Here is a 16,328-nt window from a genome sequence, read left to right on the forward strand (position 1 = left end):
ACCCACCGCATGACCCCCCTGAGACGACGACCCGCCGTTGACGACGACCCGCCGTTGAGGACGACTGCGCCGATCGAACCGGTTGCGCGCGGAGATCCACGATCGGGCGACCGCACGCGCCACCGCTCGGATCCGGGAAGAAGTCGCCCGATCGGCCTACCGGAGGTGCGCCATCCCAGCTCTCCGGCCGTGGAGTTGGCCCCGCGGGGCTCACCGCACCGTGAGCCGTTCGCTCACCGCACCGTGGGCCGTTCCCCGCCGGCCACCACCCGCGCGTGCTGGCCTCGCCCGCAGGGGACCAGCCGCTCGCCCAGGCCGAGGCCGCGCGCCTCGGCCAGGAAGTCCTCGACGGGGGAGCGGAAGACGGTGTAGTCGTCGTAGTGCACCGGCAGCACGTGCCGGTAGTCGAGGCGGCGGGCGAGTTCGGCGCCCTGGGCACCGTCCATGGTGACCACGAACCCGCCCGGCAGCGTCGTGCCGCCCAGGTGCAGCACCGCGAGGTCCGCGCCGGGGAAGCGCCCGGCGATCTCCTCCAGGCCGTCGAAGAGGAGCGTGTCCCCCGAGATGTACAGGCGCAGCCGCACCGCGCCGTCAGAGGGGCCGAACTCCAGCATGCTGCCCATCACCGGCGGCAGCAGATTTCGCAGCACCGGCCGCAGGGCGTGCCGGCCGGGCAGCGCCGTCACCCGCACCCGCGCCCCGCCCCGCAGGAAGGTGCAGCTCTCCCAGGTGCGCAGCCCCCCGGCCTGCCGGAAGCCCTGCCAGGCGCGCAGTCGGCGGGCCGCGTGCGGCGTGGTGGCGATCGGCACCGAGCGGTCGAGGTGCTGCCGGGCCCTGCGGTCCCAGTGGTCGCCGTGCAGGTGCGAGAGGACCACCGCGTCCAGCCGCGGCAGCTCCCGCGGGGCCAGCGCCGGCTCCGTGAGACGGCGGCTGATCAGCCCGTACCCGAGGTACGCGGGCTCGCCGCGGTGCAGGAAGTTCGGGTCGGTCAGCAGGGTGAGGTCGCCGTAGCGCAGCAGGACGGTCGCGTTGCCGATGAAGTGCAGGTCCAGGGCGCTGTCGTCGAAGTCGGCCATGGTGGTCCTTGCCCGACGGGAGGGGCCCGTCTGTGTCGTACGGCGGCGGGACTGCGCCGTCCTGACCCACCCGGAGTACCCGAGGTCAAGGTGCGTACGCACGCGCCCCGGCCCATGTGTACGCACCCGCCACGGCCCGGACACGACAGGCGCCCGGTGCGGCGGGGGTGCCCAGCGCCGCCGGACCGCCACGGCCGGTGCTGCGCGCTCCTGCGGCGGGGGAACTCAGGGCCGCCGGGGCGCCATGGCCGGTGCCGCGCGCCCCTGTGGCGGGCGTGCCCAGGGCCGCCGGGGTGCCACGGCCGGTGCCGCGCGCTCCTGCGGCGGGGGTGCCCAGGGCCGCCGGGGCGCCATGGCCGGTGCCGCGCGCCCCTGTGGCGGGAGAGCGCAGGGCTGCCGGGGTGCCACGGCCGGTGCCGCGCGCCCCCGAGGCGGAGGAGCCCAGGGCCGCCGGACCGCCACGGCCGGTGCCGCGCGCCCGTCCCCCCCGCTGCCGTCGCCGCCGTACGACCCCGCGCCTCGCCTCCCCCGCACCGGCCCCCGAATAGCCTCCGACCGGGCGATCAGCCCTCTCCCCGCTCCGCGGCGGCGTCGGACCGCCCGCCGGCGCCGAGCGGACCGGTGGCGCGCAACGGTTGTCCGGCGTCCAGACGGGGCAGCTCGCGCCGGGTCACCCGCAGCACGACGGGCGGCAGAGCGGCACGGACCGCCTGGACCCAGCGCAGCCACGACGGAACGTAGACCGCGGTACGGCGGCGCTCCACCGCACGCGCCAGCCGGGCGGCGACCGCGTCGGCCGGGTGGATGGCGCGGATGGGGGAAGGCATGCGCAGGCGCAACGCGCGCAGGGCGGCGAACCGTTCGGCGTCGCGGATCATGTCGGTGTCCGCCCAGCCCGGATAGGCGATGCCCACGGCGACCCCCTGGTGCGCGACCTCCGCCCTGAGCGCGTGGGCGAACGCCTCCACCCCCGCCTTCGAGGCGCAGTAGGCACTCATCATGGGGGTGGCACCGAGCGCGGCCAGCGAGGCGACCTGCAAGAAGTAGCCGCGGGTCGCGACGAGGTCGGGCAGGAAGACCCGCGCCGTGTGGGCGCTGCCCGTCAGATTGACGTCGATGACACGGCGCCACGAGGCGGGGTCGGACGTCGCGAACGGGCCGCCCTGCGCGATCCCGGCGTTCGCCACGACCACCGACGGCCGCCCGAGCCGGGCGCGCACCTCGGCCGCCGCCTCTTCCAGAGCGGTGGGGTCGGTGACGTCGACCTCGACCGCCAGAGCCCCGGTCGCCAGGGAGTCCGCCACGGCGGCCAGCCCGGCCCTCTCGTGCCCCAGGAGCGCCACGCGCGCCCCGCGCCGGGCCAGTTCGCGCGCCAGCGCGGCGCCCAGCCCGCGTGCGGCTCCGGTGACCACGGCGGTACGGTCCTGGAGGGGGCCGCTCGGCATGGGCTGCCCCTCACCCCTGCCGCGGCGCCGCGTGCGACGGGTGGAGCCGGCGGGTGCGGATGTGCACTCCGTCCACCAGCCGGCCGCCCGAGTCCCGGACGGCGGACAGGCAGAAGCGGACCCACATGTTGAGCTGGATCTCCTTCGCCACCCGCAGGTACGAGTAGAGCACGTGCACCAGGCGGGTCGCGGCGCGTGCCCACAACTCGATCTCGAACACGAGCAGGTCGCCGTCCTCGTACGCGCGGAACCGCACCTGACCGGCCTCCATGTGCCCGCGCAACGTCACCAGGTGCAGCAGACCGCGGTCGCGGTGGAGGACCCGCACCGGACCGTTCCAGGGGCCCGGCATCTCCACCACCAGCTCGTCCGCGACGTCCAGACCCCCGGCGCCGAGTTCACCCGAGCGGATCCCGACCACCTCCGAGGGGACGAAGCGCTCGAAATGCCGGCAGACATGCTCCACGAGCCGGGCGGCGTCGACCTCGGCCCCGGCGATACGGACCCGGAAGAGACGGTGGAACAGGGGACCGCAGCCGTCCTCGGCCCGCTGCACCGCGCCGTCGACCGCCGCCGGCGAAAGCCGCGGCGGCCGGTCCCGCTCATCGCCCTCGCACTCGCCCGCACGGTACAGGGGCGTCGTCTCCCACAGGTAACGCCAGGTGACCAGCATCGTGCCCAGGAGCCACCGCGCCAGCACGGTCAGGCCCCGCTGCCAGCGCTCTCCGGGCATCGCACTCCCTCATCTCACCGGATGGGCATAAATATGAATGAATAGGTGCATACCCTGGTATAGCGCTGGTGACACAGTGGCGTGACACGAGCGGACGAACCTGGAGGCGCGCATGGTGGTCCGGCTGCTGCGCCGAGCGGGCGCGCGCAGCGTTCAGCTGCACCTCGCCTCGCTCGGCGCGATCGGTCTGTGCGTGACGTTGTGGGTGCGCGCGAAGACCGTCGACCAGGAGCAGCGCGGAAACGCCGAACGGCGCGCGCTGTTCGTCGGCCTGTGGCCACCGATGCTGTGGCTGATCGGCGAATCACTGCGGGAAAGGGAGTGACGGCCTCCGGGCGACCGGCTTTCGGACGGTTCGACGCGGTACGAGCGTGGCAGCGGCTCGCCGACGCGTCCGTCAACTACTCGGCCGACGAGGTACGCCGCCCCGCGTGGAACATCGACGTGCACCGCACCCAGCTGCCCGCCGAGCCCCCCGGCCCGCCCGCGCCCGGCGGATCCTGGACACACGCCCGCCGCCTCGTCCGCGACTACGAGTTCTCCCCGCCGGAGATCGTCCGCGCGCTGTACGACCCGGCAGCGCCCCTCCTCGGCCGCGACATGCTGCTCGAAGCCCGTTTCCACGGCCTGCACTTCCACTGCGGCGTACGCGTCACCGAGGTGGTCGATGAGACGCGCGAGGAGACGGACCGTGTGTGGGGATGGGCGTACGAGACCCTCGACGGCCACCTGGAGCGCGGCAAGGTCACCTACGAGGTGGTGAAGAACAGCCGGACCGGCGCGGTGGAGTTCCTGGTCACCTGCTATTCGCAGGGCGCGCCCACGCTCGGTCCGGTCACCGCCCTCGGCTGGCGGCTGTTCGGCCGCCGCACCCAACTGCGGTTCTACCGGCGGTGCGGCGAACGCATGCGCCGCTTCGTCGGTACGGCACTGCGCGGCGAGCCCGCACCGCCACACCCGGCGACGAGGATCGGCCCCCTGGTGTGCGTCCCCTCGGACGCACACGTGCACCGCCTGGACACCCTGGCCCTCCACCGCGAGTCCCCGGCCCGCTCACCCCACCCCGGCTGACGCGTGCCGTTCCGCGGTGAGGGGCGTTCGGCTCTGTGCGGGAGGTCAGGAGAAGACGACGGACCGCAGGAGGAGGCGGTCGCCCGCGCCCGAGCCGGGACGCAGGGTGTAGTAGGTGTCGCCCTCGCAGTCGGCGTCGAGGAAGACGGTCGCGGTGGCGTCCGTGCGGTTCTTGGGAGCACGGCTGGCCGACCCCGGCTCGGCACCGGGCCCTTGCAGATTGATGCACTCGCCGCTGGCGGGGTTGTTGAGGAAGCCGACGGCTTCGTACCCCTCGGCGGTGGTGTAGGAGTAGCGGAACTGGCCGGTCGCCGCCGCGGCCGGACCCGGCGCGGCCAGCAGCAGAACGAGGGCACTACAGGCAGCGCCGAGGGCCGCCGTGAGGGAGCGAGCAGACACGGGCATCTCTCTCTGTCGGATGCTGATGCGGTCAATGCCAGCGATGCCCAGAAAGCGAGCGGATAGCCGCTTTGTCCCCCGAACGGGTCGTCCCGCGCGCAGCGCCACACCCTGCGCCGGGCCAAAAGCCCCGGTCGGCGGCACCGATCGCCACGGCGGCGCCGGAGCAGATGGGCATCGACCTGCCGCCGCGCCCCTTCAACTCCGGCCGAGGCGGCATGCTCGGCTACGGAGGGGCCTCGGCGCGCCGGTGACCTCTGTCGTCACGACCAGCCCACCTCGGAGTAGGAGCGGTTCGCGAGGACGCCCTCGATGGCGGTGCGCGCGTAGGGAACCAGCTGTCGCGGGAGGGACTCGGGCGGCCACCAGCGCCACTCCGCGCAGCGGTCGGGCTCCCGGACCTCGGGGGTGCCGGACCAGGACCGGGCGCGGAAGACGAGCTGGATCCGCGGGCGTGCCGTCGGCGGGTCGAGCAGGTGGACCACGTGCACGAGCTCGACACCCGCCGGATCGATGACGAGCCCGGCCTCTTCCCCGGCCTCCCGCACCAGGCAGCCGACCGCGGCCTCCCGCTCGCAGTGCCCGGCCAGGAAGTGCCAGGTGTCGCCGGCGTACGCCGCATCGGGATGCCGCAGCCCGAGGAGGACGCGGCCCCGCTCGTCCTGGAGGTAGAGGTGGACGCCGACGATGTGCAGCTCCGTTCCCGCCGGCGCGTCACCATGCGGTCGGCCGTCGCCCTGCTGCGGGCCGCCGGGGTCGGCGTGCCCGGCGGCGTGCCCGCGGATCAGGTCGCCCAGGCCGGGACTCAGCCGCAGCCGGTCGAACTGGTCGACGGTGAACCACTGGAGCAGGACGCCTTCACGCAGCTCCACGGAGTCGGGGTGACCCCTCCAGCGACCTTCGTAGATCTGGACGGGCACGCTGAGTCCGTCGGCTCCGGTCTCCGTCTCCACGGCGTACGGCCTCAGCCCGGCGGGCTCCAGACCGGGCGCCTCCTCGGCGAGTTCGCGGCGCAGGGTCGCCTCCAGGCAGGCATCGCCCGGCTCGCGGCCGCCGCCCAGCAGGGCGAGGGACCACGGCTCCCAGATGCCGTCCCGGTGATCGCGCAGGTGGAGCAGATACCGACCGCGGCCGTCGTGGATCAGGGCGGAGGCGTTGACCGGCTCGGGCCGCCCGTCGAGACCTCGGGCCTCGGCGTCCAGGAGCTTGGCGCGCAGGGTCGGTGAACCGACGTCAGCGAGGGGCCGCCACTCCACGCGGAACACCTCCTCGTCCCGCGGCGAGAGCGGTGGCGGCGCGTCCGCCGCGAGGTAGAAGGCGAAGCGGAAGTCGAAGTGCCGGTGCGCGGGTTCGCCCTTGGCCGGGGCGGCGTCGATGTCATGGACGTCGATGTCGACCGGCGTGTCGAGGAACTGCGGCGTCAGGCACAGATCCGCGGGGCGCAGCCCGGTCTCCTCGCACACCTCGCGCAGCGCGGCGGCCAACAGGGTCCGGTCGTCCTCCACATGACCGCCCGGCGCGAGGAGCCGGTTCGACGCCCGGTGACCGATGTGCAGCACGCGCCGGTCACGGTCGATGACCGCCGCGCTGCACGTGATGTGGGCCGGCAGCGTGGCGCGGCTCGTCGGCTCGTCGGGCCCGTCGAGGAGAGCCGGCAACCCGGCCAGGGTCTCGCGTTCGTGCGGATGCCGGGTCAGGTACGTCTCGGTGGTCGTACGGATGTGGGAGCGGGTGGGCGGCACGTCATCACCTCGGCGGAGAGCGGACAGGGCGTGGGCATGGATCAACGACGAAGACCCGCCTGTCGAACACACGTTTTTCGGACGTGTCGGAAACCCCGGTGTCAGGCGAATGCGCGTTCGTGCCGGACACGCCGACCCTTGCCGGAGCTGACCGGTCGTCGAACACGGCCGTGGCCGAAACGCCGACGCTGGTCATGCAGGCCGCGTACGAGCCGTACCGCGGCGTGCCGCGCCGACGGCAGGCGGGTGTCCGACGGGCCGCTCAGACCGGTCCGCTCGCGCGGCCACAGTGCGCGCTCCGGCCCAAGAAGGCCGAGATCAGGACACAGAGACAGATCGTCGCGGGACAGCCCTTAGACTCGGCGGCCGTACTAGTCATGATCACTACGGAAGGGACCACATGTTTCAGGACGCTCCGATCTACCACCAACTTGTCGCGGAGCGTGGCGATGTACCCGCGCGCGTGCGAGACGCGGCGACGAGCATACTGCGTGAACTCGACCACGTCATAGGCGCGATGGCGTTGCCCGGCCTCTCGACAAGCCCGTTGCCGAGGCGACAGCCGGACGCCGCGTCGCGACCGGCGCTTCCTCCGCTGCCCAGGTCGTAGACCACGGTCGGGGGCGGGGTGTCACCGCCGCTCGAACGCCCCCTGGCCGTCGCCCCCCTGTCCGCCCGGCTGCCGCTGCCGTCCGGTGAAGCGGCTCGTCGCGGCGAGGTGGCCACGGTGGTCACGGCGGTACCCACTCGTCAGCAGCCGCCGATCCGGCCGTCCGCCGCCAGGCGGATCGGCGCCGTCTTCCCGAGGCCGGTCGCGGCGCGGGCGGTTCCGCGGGGCTGTCGGCGGCCCAGCGTGCGAACGAGGCGGCTGGCGCGCTCCGCCCCGCGATACCGGACGCCGGGTCCGGTCCCAGCACCCTCTCTCCTGGGCGGGGTCCGCATGCGGGGCGGGTCGGCCCATGCTTCGCTGTGGAACATGGAGACGCGGCCGCCATGAGAGTCATCAAGCACGAGCGGGGCCGCCCGCAGTGGAACGGTGTGCGCGGTTACGCCTGGCTGCTGCCGTCACTGCTGCTCATCGGCATCGTGACGCTGGACTTCAACACCGGCGCCGAGTTCCGGATCGTCTCCTGGATCGTCCTGGTGCCCGGCCTGGCCGCCGCGGTCTGCGGGGTGGGGACCACGGCCGGTTTCGCCGTGGTGTCCCTCGTGACGTACGTCCTCGTGGACAACGCCTGGCCCCGGCAGTACGAGGCGGGTCTGCCCGACTTCGTGCTGGTCGCGCTGGGCGGTGTGCTGGCCACCCTGGTGGCGGCACTGCGGGTGCGGCAGCAGCGGCGCATGCTGCGCATGCAGGACATCCTGGAGACCTCGGTACGGGCCGTACTGCGCCCGCTGCCCGAACGCTGGGCCGGTCTGGAGCAGGCGGGCGTGTATCTCGCCGCGGATGTCGAGGCGCAGGTCGGGGGCGACTTCTACGACATCCAGCCCAGCCCCTACGGCACCCGTGTCCTCGTCGGCGATGTGCAGGGCAAGGGACTCGGCGCGGTGGAGGCGGCGGCTGCGCTGCTCGGTACCTTCCGCGAGGCCGCCTACCACGAGGACGACCTCCGGACGGTCGCCGAGCGGCTGGAGATCCGGATGCTGCGGCACCGGGTGCACACCGTCGCGATCGGCCGGGAGGACCGCGACCGGTTCGCCACGGCCGTGCTCGTCGCCTTCTCCAGGGACGCGCCCGGAACGGTCGATGTCGTCAACTTCGGGCACGAAGCACCGCTCGCGGTCGGGTCGCACGGGGTACGCGAGCTGCCCGCGGGAGACGGGGTGCCGCTCGGCCTCGGCGATCTCGTCGGCGGGCTGCCACCGACCCACCGGGTGCCGCTCGCACAGGGGGAGACGCTGCTGCTCGTCACCGACGGGGTGACCGAGGCCCGTGACCGCGAGGGCGAGTTCTACGACCTGTACGGCGATGTCGCCGCCGCGGTCACCGCCGATCCGGGCTGCGCCGCGCCCGGCCCCCTGGTCCGCCGGGTCCGCGACGGCGTGCTCCGGCACAGCGGGCGTCGGCTGGCCGACGACACCACGGTCTACGCGGTCCGACGCCTCCCTCAGACGGAGGCGTGCCCGGGAACGGGCCCGCTGCCGGGAGCGCGGGAGCGGGGCTTCTCGGCGAAGGAGGGGTACTTCTGAGCCGGGGGTACCACCCGGACTACAGGCGTACGACGACGAGGGCGACGTCGTCCCGGCCGCCGCCGGCCACGCCGAGACGGGCCAGCACGGTGTCGGCCAGCCGCTCGGGCCCGAGGCGACCGCACTCGGCGAGGACATCCCTCAGCCGGTTCAGACCGGTGTCGATGTCCTCCTCGCGGCGCTCGATGAGCCCGTCCGTGTAGAGCACCAGCGTGTCGCCCTGCTTGTACGGGAGGCTGGCCTGCGGGCGGGGCACATGCTGCGGGCGCGCGCCCAGCGGCGGGTCGGTGGCCTGGTCCAGCAGCTCGGTCGTGCCGTCGCCCTTCACCAGCACCGGGGGCGGGTGCCCGGCGCTGCTGTAGGTGATCAGCCGGCTCCGCCGGTCCACGATGGTCTTGACCGCGGTCGTGCCCAGCGCGTCGTCGATCGACCGGGCGTACAGCCCCAGCACCTCCAGCGCCTGCGCGGGGCGCGGCAGGGCACGCACGGCCGCCGACAGGGCGCTGCGCAGCATGCCCATGACCGCGGCGGCCTGGAGGCCGTGCCCGATGACGTCGCCCACCGCCAGCGCCAACTGGTCCGGGGGAATGTCCACGACGTCGTACCAGTCGCCGCACACGTTCAGGGACCCCACCGCCGGCTGATAGCGCACCACCACGTCCTCGGCGTGATGGGCCAGGTCGGGGGTGCGCAGCATGGCCTCCTGCAAGGTGACGGCGACCTCGCGTTCGCGGGTGTGGGCCTGGCGCAGCTCCTCGTTCAGCCGCTGGAGCTCCCGCGCCCGTGCGTACAGCTCCGCCTCCAGCGACTCGGCCGCCCCCGGATTCCAGTCCACTCGGGCGCCCGCGGGATCGGCGGCCCGGCGGGACTTGACGAACGCGGTCACGTCCTCGCCCCGGTGGATGATCCACGCCACCTGCCCGTCCGGGCCGCACACCGGGGTGTTCACCGGGGACCACCAGCGCTCCTCGAACATGCCGGGCCGGTGCGGGACGGGGATGTCGTACTTCTGGAGCGGCATCGTGTCGGGTCTCCGGGTGGCCAGCACCCGGTGCAGGGAGGCGTTCATGTTCCGCACGCCGTCGGATTCCGGATCGTCGGGGTTATCCGGGAACGCCTGGAAGATGTGCTGGCCCACCAGGTCGTCCCGCGTGCGTCCGGTGACCGCCAGATAGGCGCGGTTGACGTCCACGATCACCAGATCCGGGCCCAGCACCAGGCACGGAGTCGGTACGGCCGCGAACAGGGCCGCGTGGTCCACTGGTGCCGCCATCTCGTCGCTCCTCGTGCCCGCTGCCGCCGGTGACCTGCCCTCCAACCTAGGCCGCGCCCGCGGTGCCCGCCCGGTCTGCGTCACCCGCCCGGCCCCCGCCGGCGGGGCGCGGGCCCGCCGGGGCAAGGGATCAGGACGCGTACGGTGCCAGGGGTTGCCGTCGGTGCCCGTGACGACGATGGAGGACACCCAGCCGCCGTCGCTCACGCCCCAGATGGAGACGCCGCTCCCGGCGATGGCGCCCATGGACCTCCAACCGTGCCAACTGCCGTCGGCCCGGCTCCAGTTCGTCCGCACCGCCTGGACGGTGCCGATGACGGAGATCTGCCTCGTGCCGTTCGGGAGCGCCTCGGACGCCACGCCGCGTCAGCCGGCGCGCTCGCCGGTCCAGCCGTTGGCGAGCAGGTCGAAGATCCGGCCGAGGGCGGCGTCGGGGTCCCGGGACCCGCGGACGAGAACGGGCGCCTCCAGCGCGAAGTGGGCCAGCGCCCGGCAGCCCGGATCGTCGGCGGGCAGCCCGGCGTCCTCGGCGATCGCCGCGGCCAGGACGTGCTCGTGCCGCAGCCACATCCTGCGGGCGTACTCGCGCAGCGCAGGGGTGGTGTCGACCAGGCGCAGGAAGTCGTCGAACCGGGGGTCGGCATGGACCCGCCGGGAGGTTTCGCCCAGCAGCATTTGGTGCAGGGCCCCCGGTACGGACTGCCCGGCGGGGCGCTCGCGGACCGCCGCGACCAGGGCCGCCTCCCGGTCCCCGTCCTGGTCGAAGACCAGCGCCTCCTTGCCGTCGGGGAAGTGCTTGAACAGCGTCGTCACGGAGACGTCGGCCGCGTCGGCGATCTCCCGCACCCCGACCTCGTCATAGCCCCGCTCGGAGAACAGGCGCAGTGCCGCGTCGGCGAGGGCCTGGCGGGTGGCTGCCTTCTTGCGCTCTCGGCGCCCCATCTCGGTCACGCCGTCACTTTACCGCCTTCATGGACTCGCTTCGAAGGTTTAGCTGTTACGCTTTTTTAGCGGTTACACCCAGACGGGTGCTGTCGTGACGCGTTCGCGACCCGTGCCACCCGAGGAAGAGGTCCCGATGACGAACACCACGCCCCGGATCTGTGTGATCGGCGGCGGCCCCGCCGGTCTGACCTGCGCCCGCGTCCTGCAAGGGCACGGCATCGAGGTCACCGTGTACGACGCCGACGAGGCCGTTGACTCCCGCGACACCGGCGGCACGCTCGACCTGCACGCCGACTCCGGGCAGATCGCCCTCGAGGACGCCGGGCTGCTCGACGCCTTCATGGCGGGGGCCCGCCCGGAGGGGCAGGCCGGCACCCGCCGCGACCACCACGGCACGGTGCTGGCGGAGTTCACCCCTGAACCCGGCGACGCGGCCGCACCGGAGATCGACCGCGGCCGGCTGCGCCGGATGATCTACGACCACCTGCGGTCCGGCACCGTCCGCTGGGGCCACCGGCTCGTCGGCGTGACCCCGCTCGGCGACGGCCGCCACCGCCTGGAGTTCGCGGACGGCACCACCACGGAGGCCGGCCTGGTGATCGGTGCCGACGGGGCGTGGTCGAAGGTCCGCCCCCTGGTCAGCGACGCCACCCCCCGGCACCTCGGGGTCTGCTTCCTGGACGTCCGGTACGACGAGGTCGACTCCCGCCACCCCGACGTCGCCGGGATCGTCGGCGCCGGCCACCTGTTCGCCAACGACAACGACGGCCGCGCGGTGATCCTCCAGCGCAACGGCGACGGCGTGGTCCGCGGCTACATCGCGTTCCGCGCGGCACCGGACTGGCACGTCGGGGCGGGTGTGGACCTCACCGACCGGGGAAGCGTCCGCTCCCACCTCGTACGGAAATTCGGGCACTGGTCGCAGGCCATGCGCGCGCTGATCGTCCGCAACGACGGCGACTACGTGCCGCGGGCCTTCTGGGCCCTGCCCGCCCCGCTCACCTGGGAACACGTCCCCGGTGTCACCCTGATCGGCGACGCGGCCCACCTGATGGCGCCCTTCGGCGGCCACGGCGCCAACCTCGCGATGCTGGACGGCGCGGAACTCGCGCACGCCGTCAGCCGCGCGGTCGGCCCCGATCCGGCCGCCACCCTGGACGAGGCGGTCGCCCGCTACGAGTCGGACATGTTCGCCCGCTCCGGCGACCTGGCCGTGAACGCGAACGAGGCCCTGGTGCGGTTCTTCACCACCACCGACGAGCCGGACCTGCCGCCGGACCCCGAGCAGGAACACCGGGACTACCTCGCCCGCGCGGAGTCCTACCGGCGGGAGCGTGCCCAGCGGGCGGGCGAACACACCGGCGCCTGAACGCCCGTCCGGCAACCGCCCGCCGGCTTCCCCCGGGCTTGCTGCTTCGCTGGTCAGGCTCCTCGCGCCCGAGGGGGCTTGCCCTTGGCGAACAGCCACGCGTCGAAGATCCCGGTCAGGTCCTTGCCGGACTCGCTCTCGCACAGCGTGAGGAACTGCCCGGTGTCGGCGTTGCCATGCCGGTGCCGGCGCGTCCAGGTGTGGAGTATGCGGAAGAAGTCCTCGTCGCCGACGGCCTTGCGTACCTGGTCCAGGACCATGGCACCGCGTCCGTAGACGGGCGGGTCGGACACCCGTCCTCCGCTGGGCGGATCGGCGGGCGGGAAGGCCCAGATGCCCTCGGCCTCGTCGTCCGTTCCGTCGTAGAAGGCCTGGAAGATCTCGTCGGTGCTCCTGCCGCCCCGCTGCTCCTCCCAGAGCCACTCCGCGTAGGTGGCCATCCCCTCGCTGAGCCACATGTCCTTCCACCGTCGCGGGGTCACGGAGTTGCCGAACCACTGGTGTCCCAGCTCGTGCACCAGCAGCGACTCGTCCGGCGCTTCGGCGAAATAGGGCTTGGTCTGGGTCTCCAGGGCGTAGTCGAGCCCGGGCAGGTGGTCGACGACGGCGCCGGTCGAGGAGAAGGGGTAAGGGCCGAAGAGTTCAGCGGCCCAGTCGACGATCTCGGGCACCAGGCGCGGGACGGCGGCCGCGTCCTCGGACTCGTCGGGATCGACGGCGACGTAGACGGGCAGGTGATCGCGTGTCCAGCCGTTGTGGACGTCGAAGTAGCCGACGGAGACGTGGGCGAGGTAGCTGGACATGGGCTCCGCGGTGCGCCAATGCCGTGTCACCGTCCCGCCCTTGTCCCGCTCCGCGATCAGCTCGCCGTTGCTCACCACGTCGTAGAAGTCGCCGTCCGCGTCCCTGGGCACGGTGACCCGAATGTCGTACATCGCCTTGTCCGACGGGTGGTGATTGCCGGGGAACCAGGTCATGGAGCCGGTCGGCTCGCCCAGGGCGGCCGAGCCGTCGTCGGTCTCGATCCAGCCTTCGAGCCCTCCGTCGTCGCCCTCGACCGCTCGCGGCGTGCCGTCGTAGGCGATGACCGTTTCGAAGACCTCGCCTTCCTTGACCGACTTCGCCGGTGTCACCACCAACTCGTTTCCCGAGCGGGCGACGTGAGCCCGCGCCCCCTGCACCGTGGCGGTCCGTACCCGCAGGCCCGACAGGTCGAGGTCGAAGCGGCTCAGGTTCTGTGTGGCCCGAGCGGTGATGACCGCCGTGCCTTTCAAGTGGTTGCCTTCCGGCGTGTAGTCCAGCGTCAGCCCGTAATGCGTCACGTCGTAGCCGCCGTTGCCGAGGGTGGGGAACAGCCGGTCACCGACTCCGGCCGCACCGGGGAGCGCGGCGGCGATCCCGTCCCCCGGCGCGCAGCCGGCGCAGGTCGTCGTCAGGGCCAGGAGCAGTGCCGCCGCCGGAGCCCAGCCGGACCGGGAGCGCGAGGCGGCCGACCGGGGCCGGCGGTCCGTCGTGGTGCGAGGTCCCATCTCGTGTCTCCCGTCGGTCGATTGCAGCACGCGAGAGGTCAGAAAGCCTGAAGCAACCCATGGTTGCCTCAAGGTCGGTAAAAATATTTCCGCCCTGGCCGAATCACCAGGGCGTGTCCGAAGGCGGTGTCGGTCCCGCGCAAGGATGTGATCTTGGATACCTGAACGACCGCGTGGTTGTGCGGGGATGGGTGGTCGGCCCTACGGTGGGCGGGCCGTGGTGTTCGGGAAGACCGGTGACAACCCTTCGCGGGGTTCAGGCCGGAGCGGCCCTCGCCACTGTGATCGGGGAGTATCCGTCCCAGTTGTGCATGGTCACTGTCCGCCGCCCGGCGGACGGGAAGGCCGGGACGGACACGCGCACACCCGTAAGCCAGGAGACCGGCCACGGCACTTCACGAAGAGATCCACGAGGTGCTGGAGCGTGACCGTATGACCCTGCCCACAGAGTCGACCCGTTTTCGTTGGCGGCGCGAGGACACCGTCCGTACCGCCGGACTGCTCATGGTGATCGCCGTCCTGCACGTCGTCGCGTTCGGCATCCTGTTCCTGCTGGTCGTACCGGGCCACTACGAGGTCGGATCCAAGGCGTTCGGGATCGGCCTCGGGGTGACCGCGTACACGCTGGGCATGCGGCACGCCTTCGACGCCGATCACATCGCCGCGATCGACAACACCACCCGCAAGCTGATGGCCGACGGCAAGCGGCCGGTGTCCGTCGGCTTCTGGTTCGCGCTCGGCCACTCCAGCGTGGTGGTCGTCATGGCGGCCCTGGTCGCGGGAGGCACACAGCTCGCCGGCACCCTGCTCGACGACAACTCCCGTACCCACCAGACCCTCGGCGTCGTCGGCACCACCGTCTCCGGGACCTTCCTCTACCTCATCGCGGCGCTCAACCTCGTGGCGCTCGCGGGCATCCTGCGGGTCTTCCGGGCGATGCGAGCGGGCACGTACGACGAGGCCGCCCTCGAACAGCACCTGGATTCGCGGGGGTTCATGAACCGCTTCCTGGGCCGCGCCACCAAGTCGATCACCCGCCCCGGTCAGATGTTCCCGCTGGGCTTCCTGTTCGGCCTCGGCTTCGACACCGCGACCGAGGTCACCCTGATGGTGATGGCGGGCAGCGGTGCCGCGGCCGGGCTTCCCTGGTACGCGATCCTGTGCCTGCCGCTGCTGTTCGCGGCGGGGATGAGCCTGTTCGACACGCTCGACGGCACCTTCATGAACTTCGCTTACCAGTGGGCGTTCTCCAACCCGGTGCGCAAGGTGTTCTACAACCTCACCATCACCGGCCTGTCCATCGCGGTCGCCTTCCTGATCGGCACCATCGAACTGGTCGGGGTGCTGCACGAGAAGCTCGATCTGAGCGACGCGGTGACCGGCTGGATCGCCGGGCTCGACCTGGACAACGTCGGGTACGTCATCGTCGGCCTGTTCGTGGTCGTCTGGGGGGCGGCGCTGGCGTACTGGCGGCTGGCCAGGGTGGAGCAGAGGTGGGCCGGCCGGCTCGGCGACGGTGGCTGACGCCCGCCGGAGCGGGATCCTCAGCCACGGTGGGCCTCGACGTCGCCGTTGACGGTGCGCAGAGCCAGCCGGTACCGGTGGTCGGCGGAGCGCGCGGCCGGAACGCCCACGGCGGAGCGGCCGTTGACGGTGCGCGCGTCCGTCGCGTACGGCGGGGCGTCCGCCGGCAGGGTGACCCGCACGGAGCCGTTGCGGGTCACCCCGTCGAGCGTGCCGGGCGAGGTCGCGCACAGCAGGTCGACATCGCCGTTGACCGTCTCGGCGGCCACGCCACGGGCCGCCAGGCCGGTAGCGCGGACGGAGCCGTTACGGGTCACCAGACGCTGGCGGGCACCCTTCGTGCCCGAATCCCGCACGGTGACGTCACCGTTGACGGTGCTCAGGCTCAACTCGCCCCGCACACCGGTCACATCGATCCCGGCGTCGTGGGCCCGCACGGTGAGCGTGACGCCGGTCGGCACATGGACGAGCGGCATACCGCCGCAGTTGCCCTTGGCCCGGTCGTCACCCTCGTCGCAGGGCAGGTCGAGGGTGTGCGTGCCCCCGTGCCCGCCCCAGCGGGCGAGGGTCGCGTCGTCCACCGACACGCTGCCGTCGTCCGTCCCGACGACGCGTACGCCGCCCTGAGTGGTGATGACGAGACGACCGCCGTCCGCGAGGACGGCCCTCTCGAACTGCCCGCCGCGTGCGCCGCGCACGGCTCCGGGCAGCGGCAGCTCACCGCCGCCGTGATCACAGGCCGTCAGCGCGAGAAGCGGCAGCAGCGCACACCCGGCCCACGTCACGCGGCCGGTACGACGGGACGTGCGCCCGGAATCCGGACGGCTCGGTCGGCTCCATGAAGATGTCATGGAACTGCGGGTGCCCGCCGGGGCCGGTTGTCGTGCACATCGCCCGGTCCCGACGAGGCCGTCGGGTGAACATCGTCCCCTCCCACCGCACCCCTCTCCCGCTTCCGGCACCGGACACCGACCCGCCCGCCACCACCGGCGTTCTCGTCACCAGCGGGGGCAGGAGCAAGGCCGTGCCGGT

At 72.8% G+C, this 16,328-nt stretch carries 14 protein-coding genes and 1 riboswitch; of the genes, 5 read left to right on the forward strand and 9 right to left on the reverse strand.

The genetic code is table 11. The annotated features are described in order from the left end of the window. Nucleotides 1-233: 233 nt before the first annotated feature. The 3 genes from ACE4Q9_RS32545 to ACE4Q9_RS32555 form a co-directional block, all read right to left on the reverse strand. Nucleotides 234-1,076 carry an MBL fold metallo-hydrolase gene (locus ACE4Q9_RS32545; protein ID WP_397988095.1) on the reverse strand — a complete coding sequence of 281 codons (843 nt, stop codon included), beginning with the start codon at nucleotides 1,074-1,076 and terminating at the stop codon, nucleotides 234-236. A gap of 563 nt (nucleotides 1,077-1,639) precedes the next feature. Then, nucleotides 1,640-2,521 carry an SDR family oxidoreductase gene (locus tag ACE4Q9_RS32550; RefSeq protein WP_397988096.1) on the reverse strand — a complete coding sequence of 294 codons (882 nt, stop codon included), beginning with the start codon at nucleotides 2,519-2,521 and terminating at the stop codon, nucleotides 1,640-1,642. 10 nt (nucleotides 2,522-2,531) lie between these two features. Further along, complete coding sequence (locus ACE4Q9_RS32555; protein WP_397988097.1) at nucleotides 2,532-3,254, reverse strand: DUF1990 domain-containing protein; 723 nt, start codon at nucleotides 3,252-3,254, stop codon at nucleotides 2,532-2,534. A 112-nt stretch (nucleotides 3,255-3,366) separates the two neighbouring features. Between ACE4Q9_RS32555 and ACE4Q9_RS32560 the strand changes: the two genes are divergently transcribed. Both ACE4Q9_RS32560 and ACE4Q9_RS32565 read left to right on the forward strand, forming a co-directional pair. After that, complete coding sequence (locus tag ACE4Q9_RS32560) at nucleotides 3,367-3,579, forward strand: hypothetical protein (protein ID WP_397988098.1); 213 nt, start codon at nucleotides 3,367-3,369, stop codon at nucleotides 3,577-3,579. After that, nucleotides 3,576-4,325 (forward strand): DUF1990 family protein, encoded by a 750-nt coding sequence (locus ACE4Q9_RS32565; RefSeq protein WP_397988099.1) that lies wholly within the window; start codon nucleotides 3,576-3,578, stop codon nucleotides 4,323-4,325. The genes ACE4Q9_RS32560 and ACE4Q9_RS32565 overlap by 4 nt, the downstream gene beginning before the upstream one ends. 45 nt (nucleotides 4,326-4,370) lie before the next feature. On the opposite strand, the gene ACE4Q9_RS32570 is transcribed toward ACE4Q9_RS32565, so the two are convergent. Both ACE4Q9_RS32570 and ACE4Q9_RS32575 read right to left on the reverse strand, forming a co-directional pair. Next, a complete protein-coding gene (locus tag ACE4Q9_RS32570) occupies nucleotides 4,371-4,724 on the reverse strand; it encodes a hypothetical protein (RefSeq protein ID WP_397988100.1) in 354 nt (117 codons plus the stop codon). Nucleotides 4,725-4,987: 263 nt separating this feature from the next. Further along, entirely contained in the window at nucleotides 4,988-6,466 is a 1,479-nt protein-coding gene (locus tag ACE4Q9_RS32575) for an NUDIX domain-containing protein (protein ID WP_397988101.1), read from the reverse strand. Nucleotides 6,467-7,459: 993 nt separating this feature from the next. On the opposite strand from ACE4Q9_RS32575, the gene ACE4Q9_RS32580 reads away from it, so the two are divergent. After that, a complete protein-coding gene (locus tag ACE4Q9_RS32580; protein WP_397988102.1) occupies nucleotides 7,460-8,656 on the forward strand; it encodes a PP2C family protein-serine/threonine phosphatase in 1,197 nt (398 codons plus the stop codon). Nucleotides 8,657-8,675: 19 nt separating this feature from the next. Here the strand turns inward: ACE4Q9_RS32580 and ACE4Q9_RS32585 are convergent, their stop codons facing one another. Then, entirely contained in the window at nucleotides 8,676-9,929 is a 1,254-nt protein-coding gene (locus ACE4Q9_RS32585; protein WP_397988298.1) for a PP2C family protein-serine/threonine phosphatase, read from the reverse strand. Nucleotides 9,930-10,295: 366 nt separating this feature from the next. After that, nucleotides 10,296-10,871, reverse strand: a complete 576-nt coding sequence (locus ACE4Q9_RS32590) for a TetR/AcrR family transcriptional regulator (RefSeq protein WP_397988299.1) — start codon at nucleotides 10,869-10,871, stop codon at nucleotides 10,296-10,298. 136 nt (nucleotides 10,872-11,007) lie between these two features. Between ACE4Q9_RS32590 and ACE4Q9_RS32595 the strand changes: the two genes are divergently transcribed. After that, on the forward strand, nucleotides 11,008-12,243 hold the full coding sequence (locus tag ACE4Q9_RS32595; RefSeq protein ID WP_397988103.1) for an FAD-dependent oxidoreductase: 1,236 nt from the start codon (nucleotides 11,008-11,010) through the stop codon (nucleotides 12,241-12,243). Between the two features lie 53 nt (nucleotides 12,244-12,296). Here the strand turns inward: ACE4Q9_RS32595 and ACE4Q9_RS32600 are convergent, their stop codons facing one another. Beyond that, a complete protein-coding gene (locus ACE4Q9_RS32600) occupies nucleotides 12,297-13,772 on the reverse strand; it encodes a M1 family metallopeptidase (RefSeq protein ID WP_397988104.1) in 1,476 nt (491 codons plus the stop codon). 201 nt (nucleotides 13,773-13,973) lie between these two features. After that, nucleotides 13,974-14,177: riboswitch (cobalamin riboswitch) on the forward strand. A gap of 27 nt (nucleotides 14,178-14,204) precedes the next feature. On the opposite strand from ACE4Q9_RS32600, the gene ACE4Q9_RS32605 reads away from it, so the two are divergent. Beyond that, nucleotides 14,205-15,296, forward strand: a complete 1,092-nt coding sequence (locus ACE4Q9_RS32605; protein ID WP_397988105.1) for a HoxN/HupN/NixA family nickel/cobalt transporter — start codon at nucleotides 14,205-14,207, stop codon at nucleotides 15,294-15,296. Nucleotides 15,297-15,316: 20 nt separating this feature from the next. On the opposite strand, the gene ACE4Q9_RS32610 is transcribed toward ACE4Q9_RS32605, so the two are convergent. Beyond that, a complete protein-coding gene (locus ACE4Q9_RS32610) occupies nucleotides 15,317-16,081 on the reverse strand; it encodes a DUF4097 family beta strand repeat-containing protein (RefSeq protein ID WP_397988106.1) in 765 nt (254 codons plus the stop codon). Nucleotides 16,082-16,328 lie beyond the last annotated feature (247 nt).

Origin of the sequence: Streptomyces sp. AM6-12, from assembly GCF_044327085.1 — a bacterium.
Taxonomy (GTDB): Bacteria; Actinomycetota; Actinomycetes; order Streptomycetales; family Streptomycetaceae; genus Streptomyces.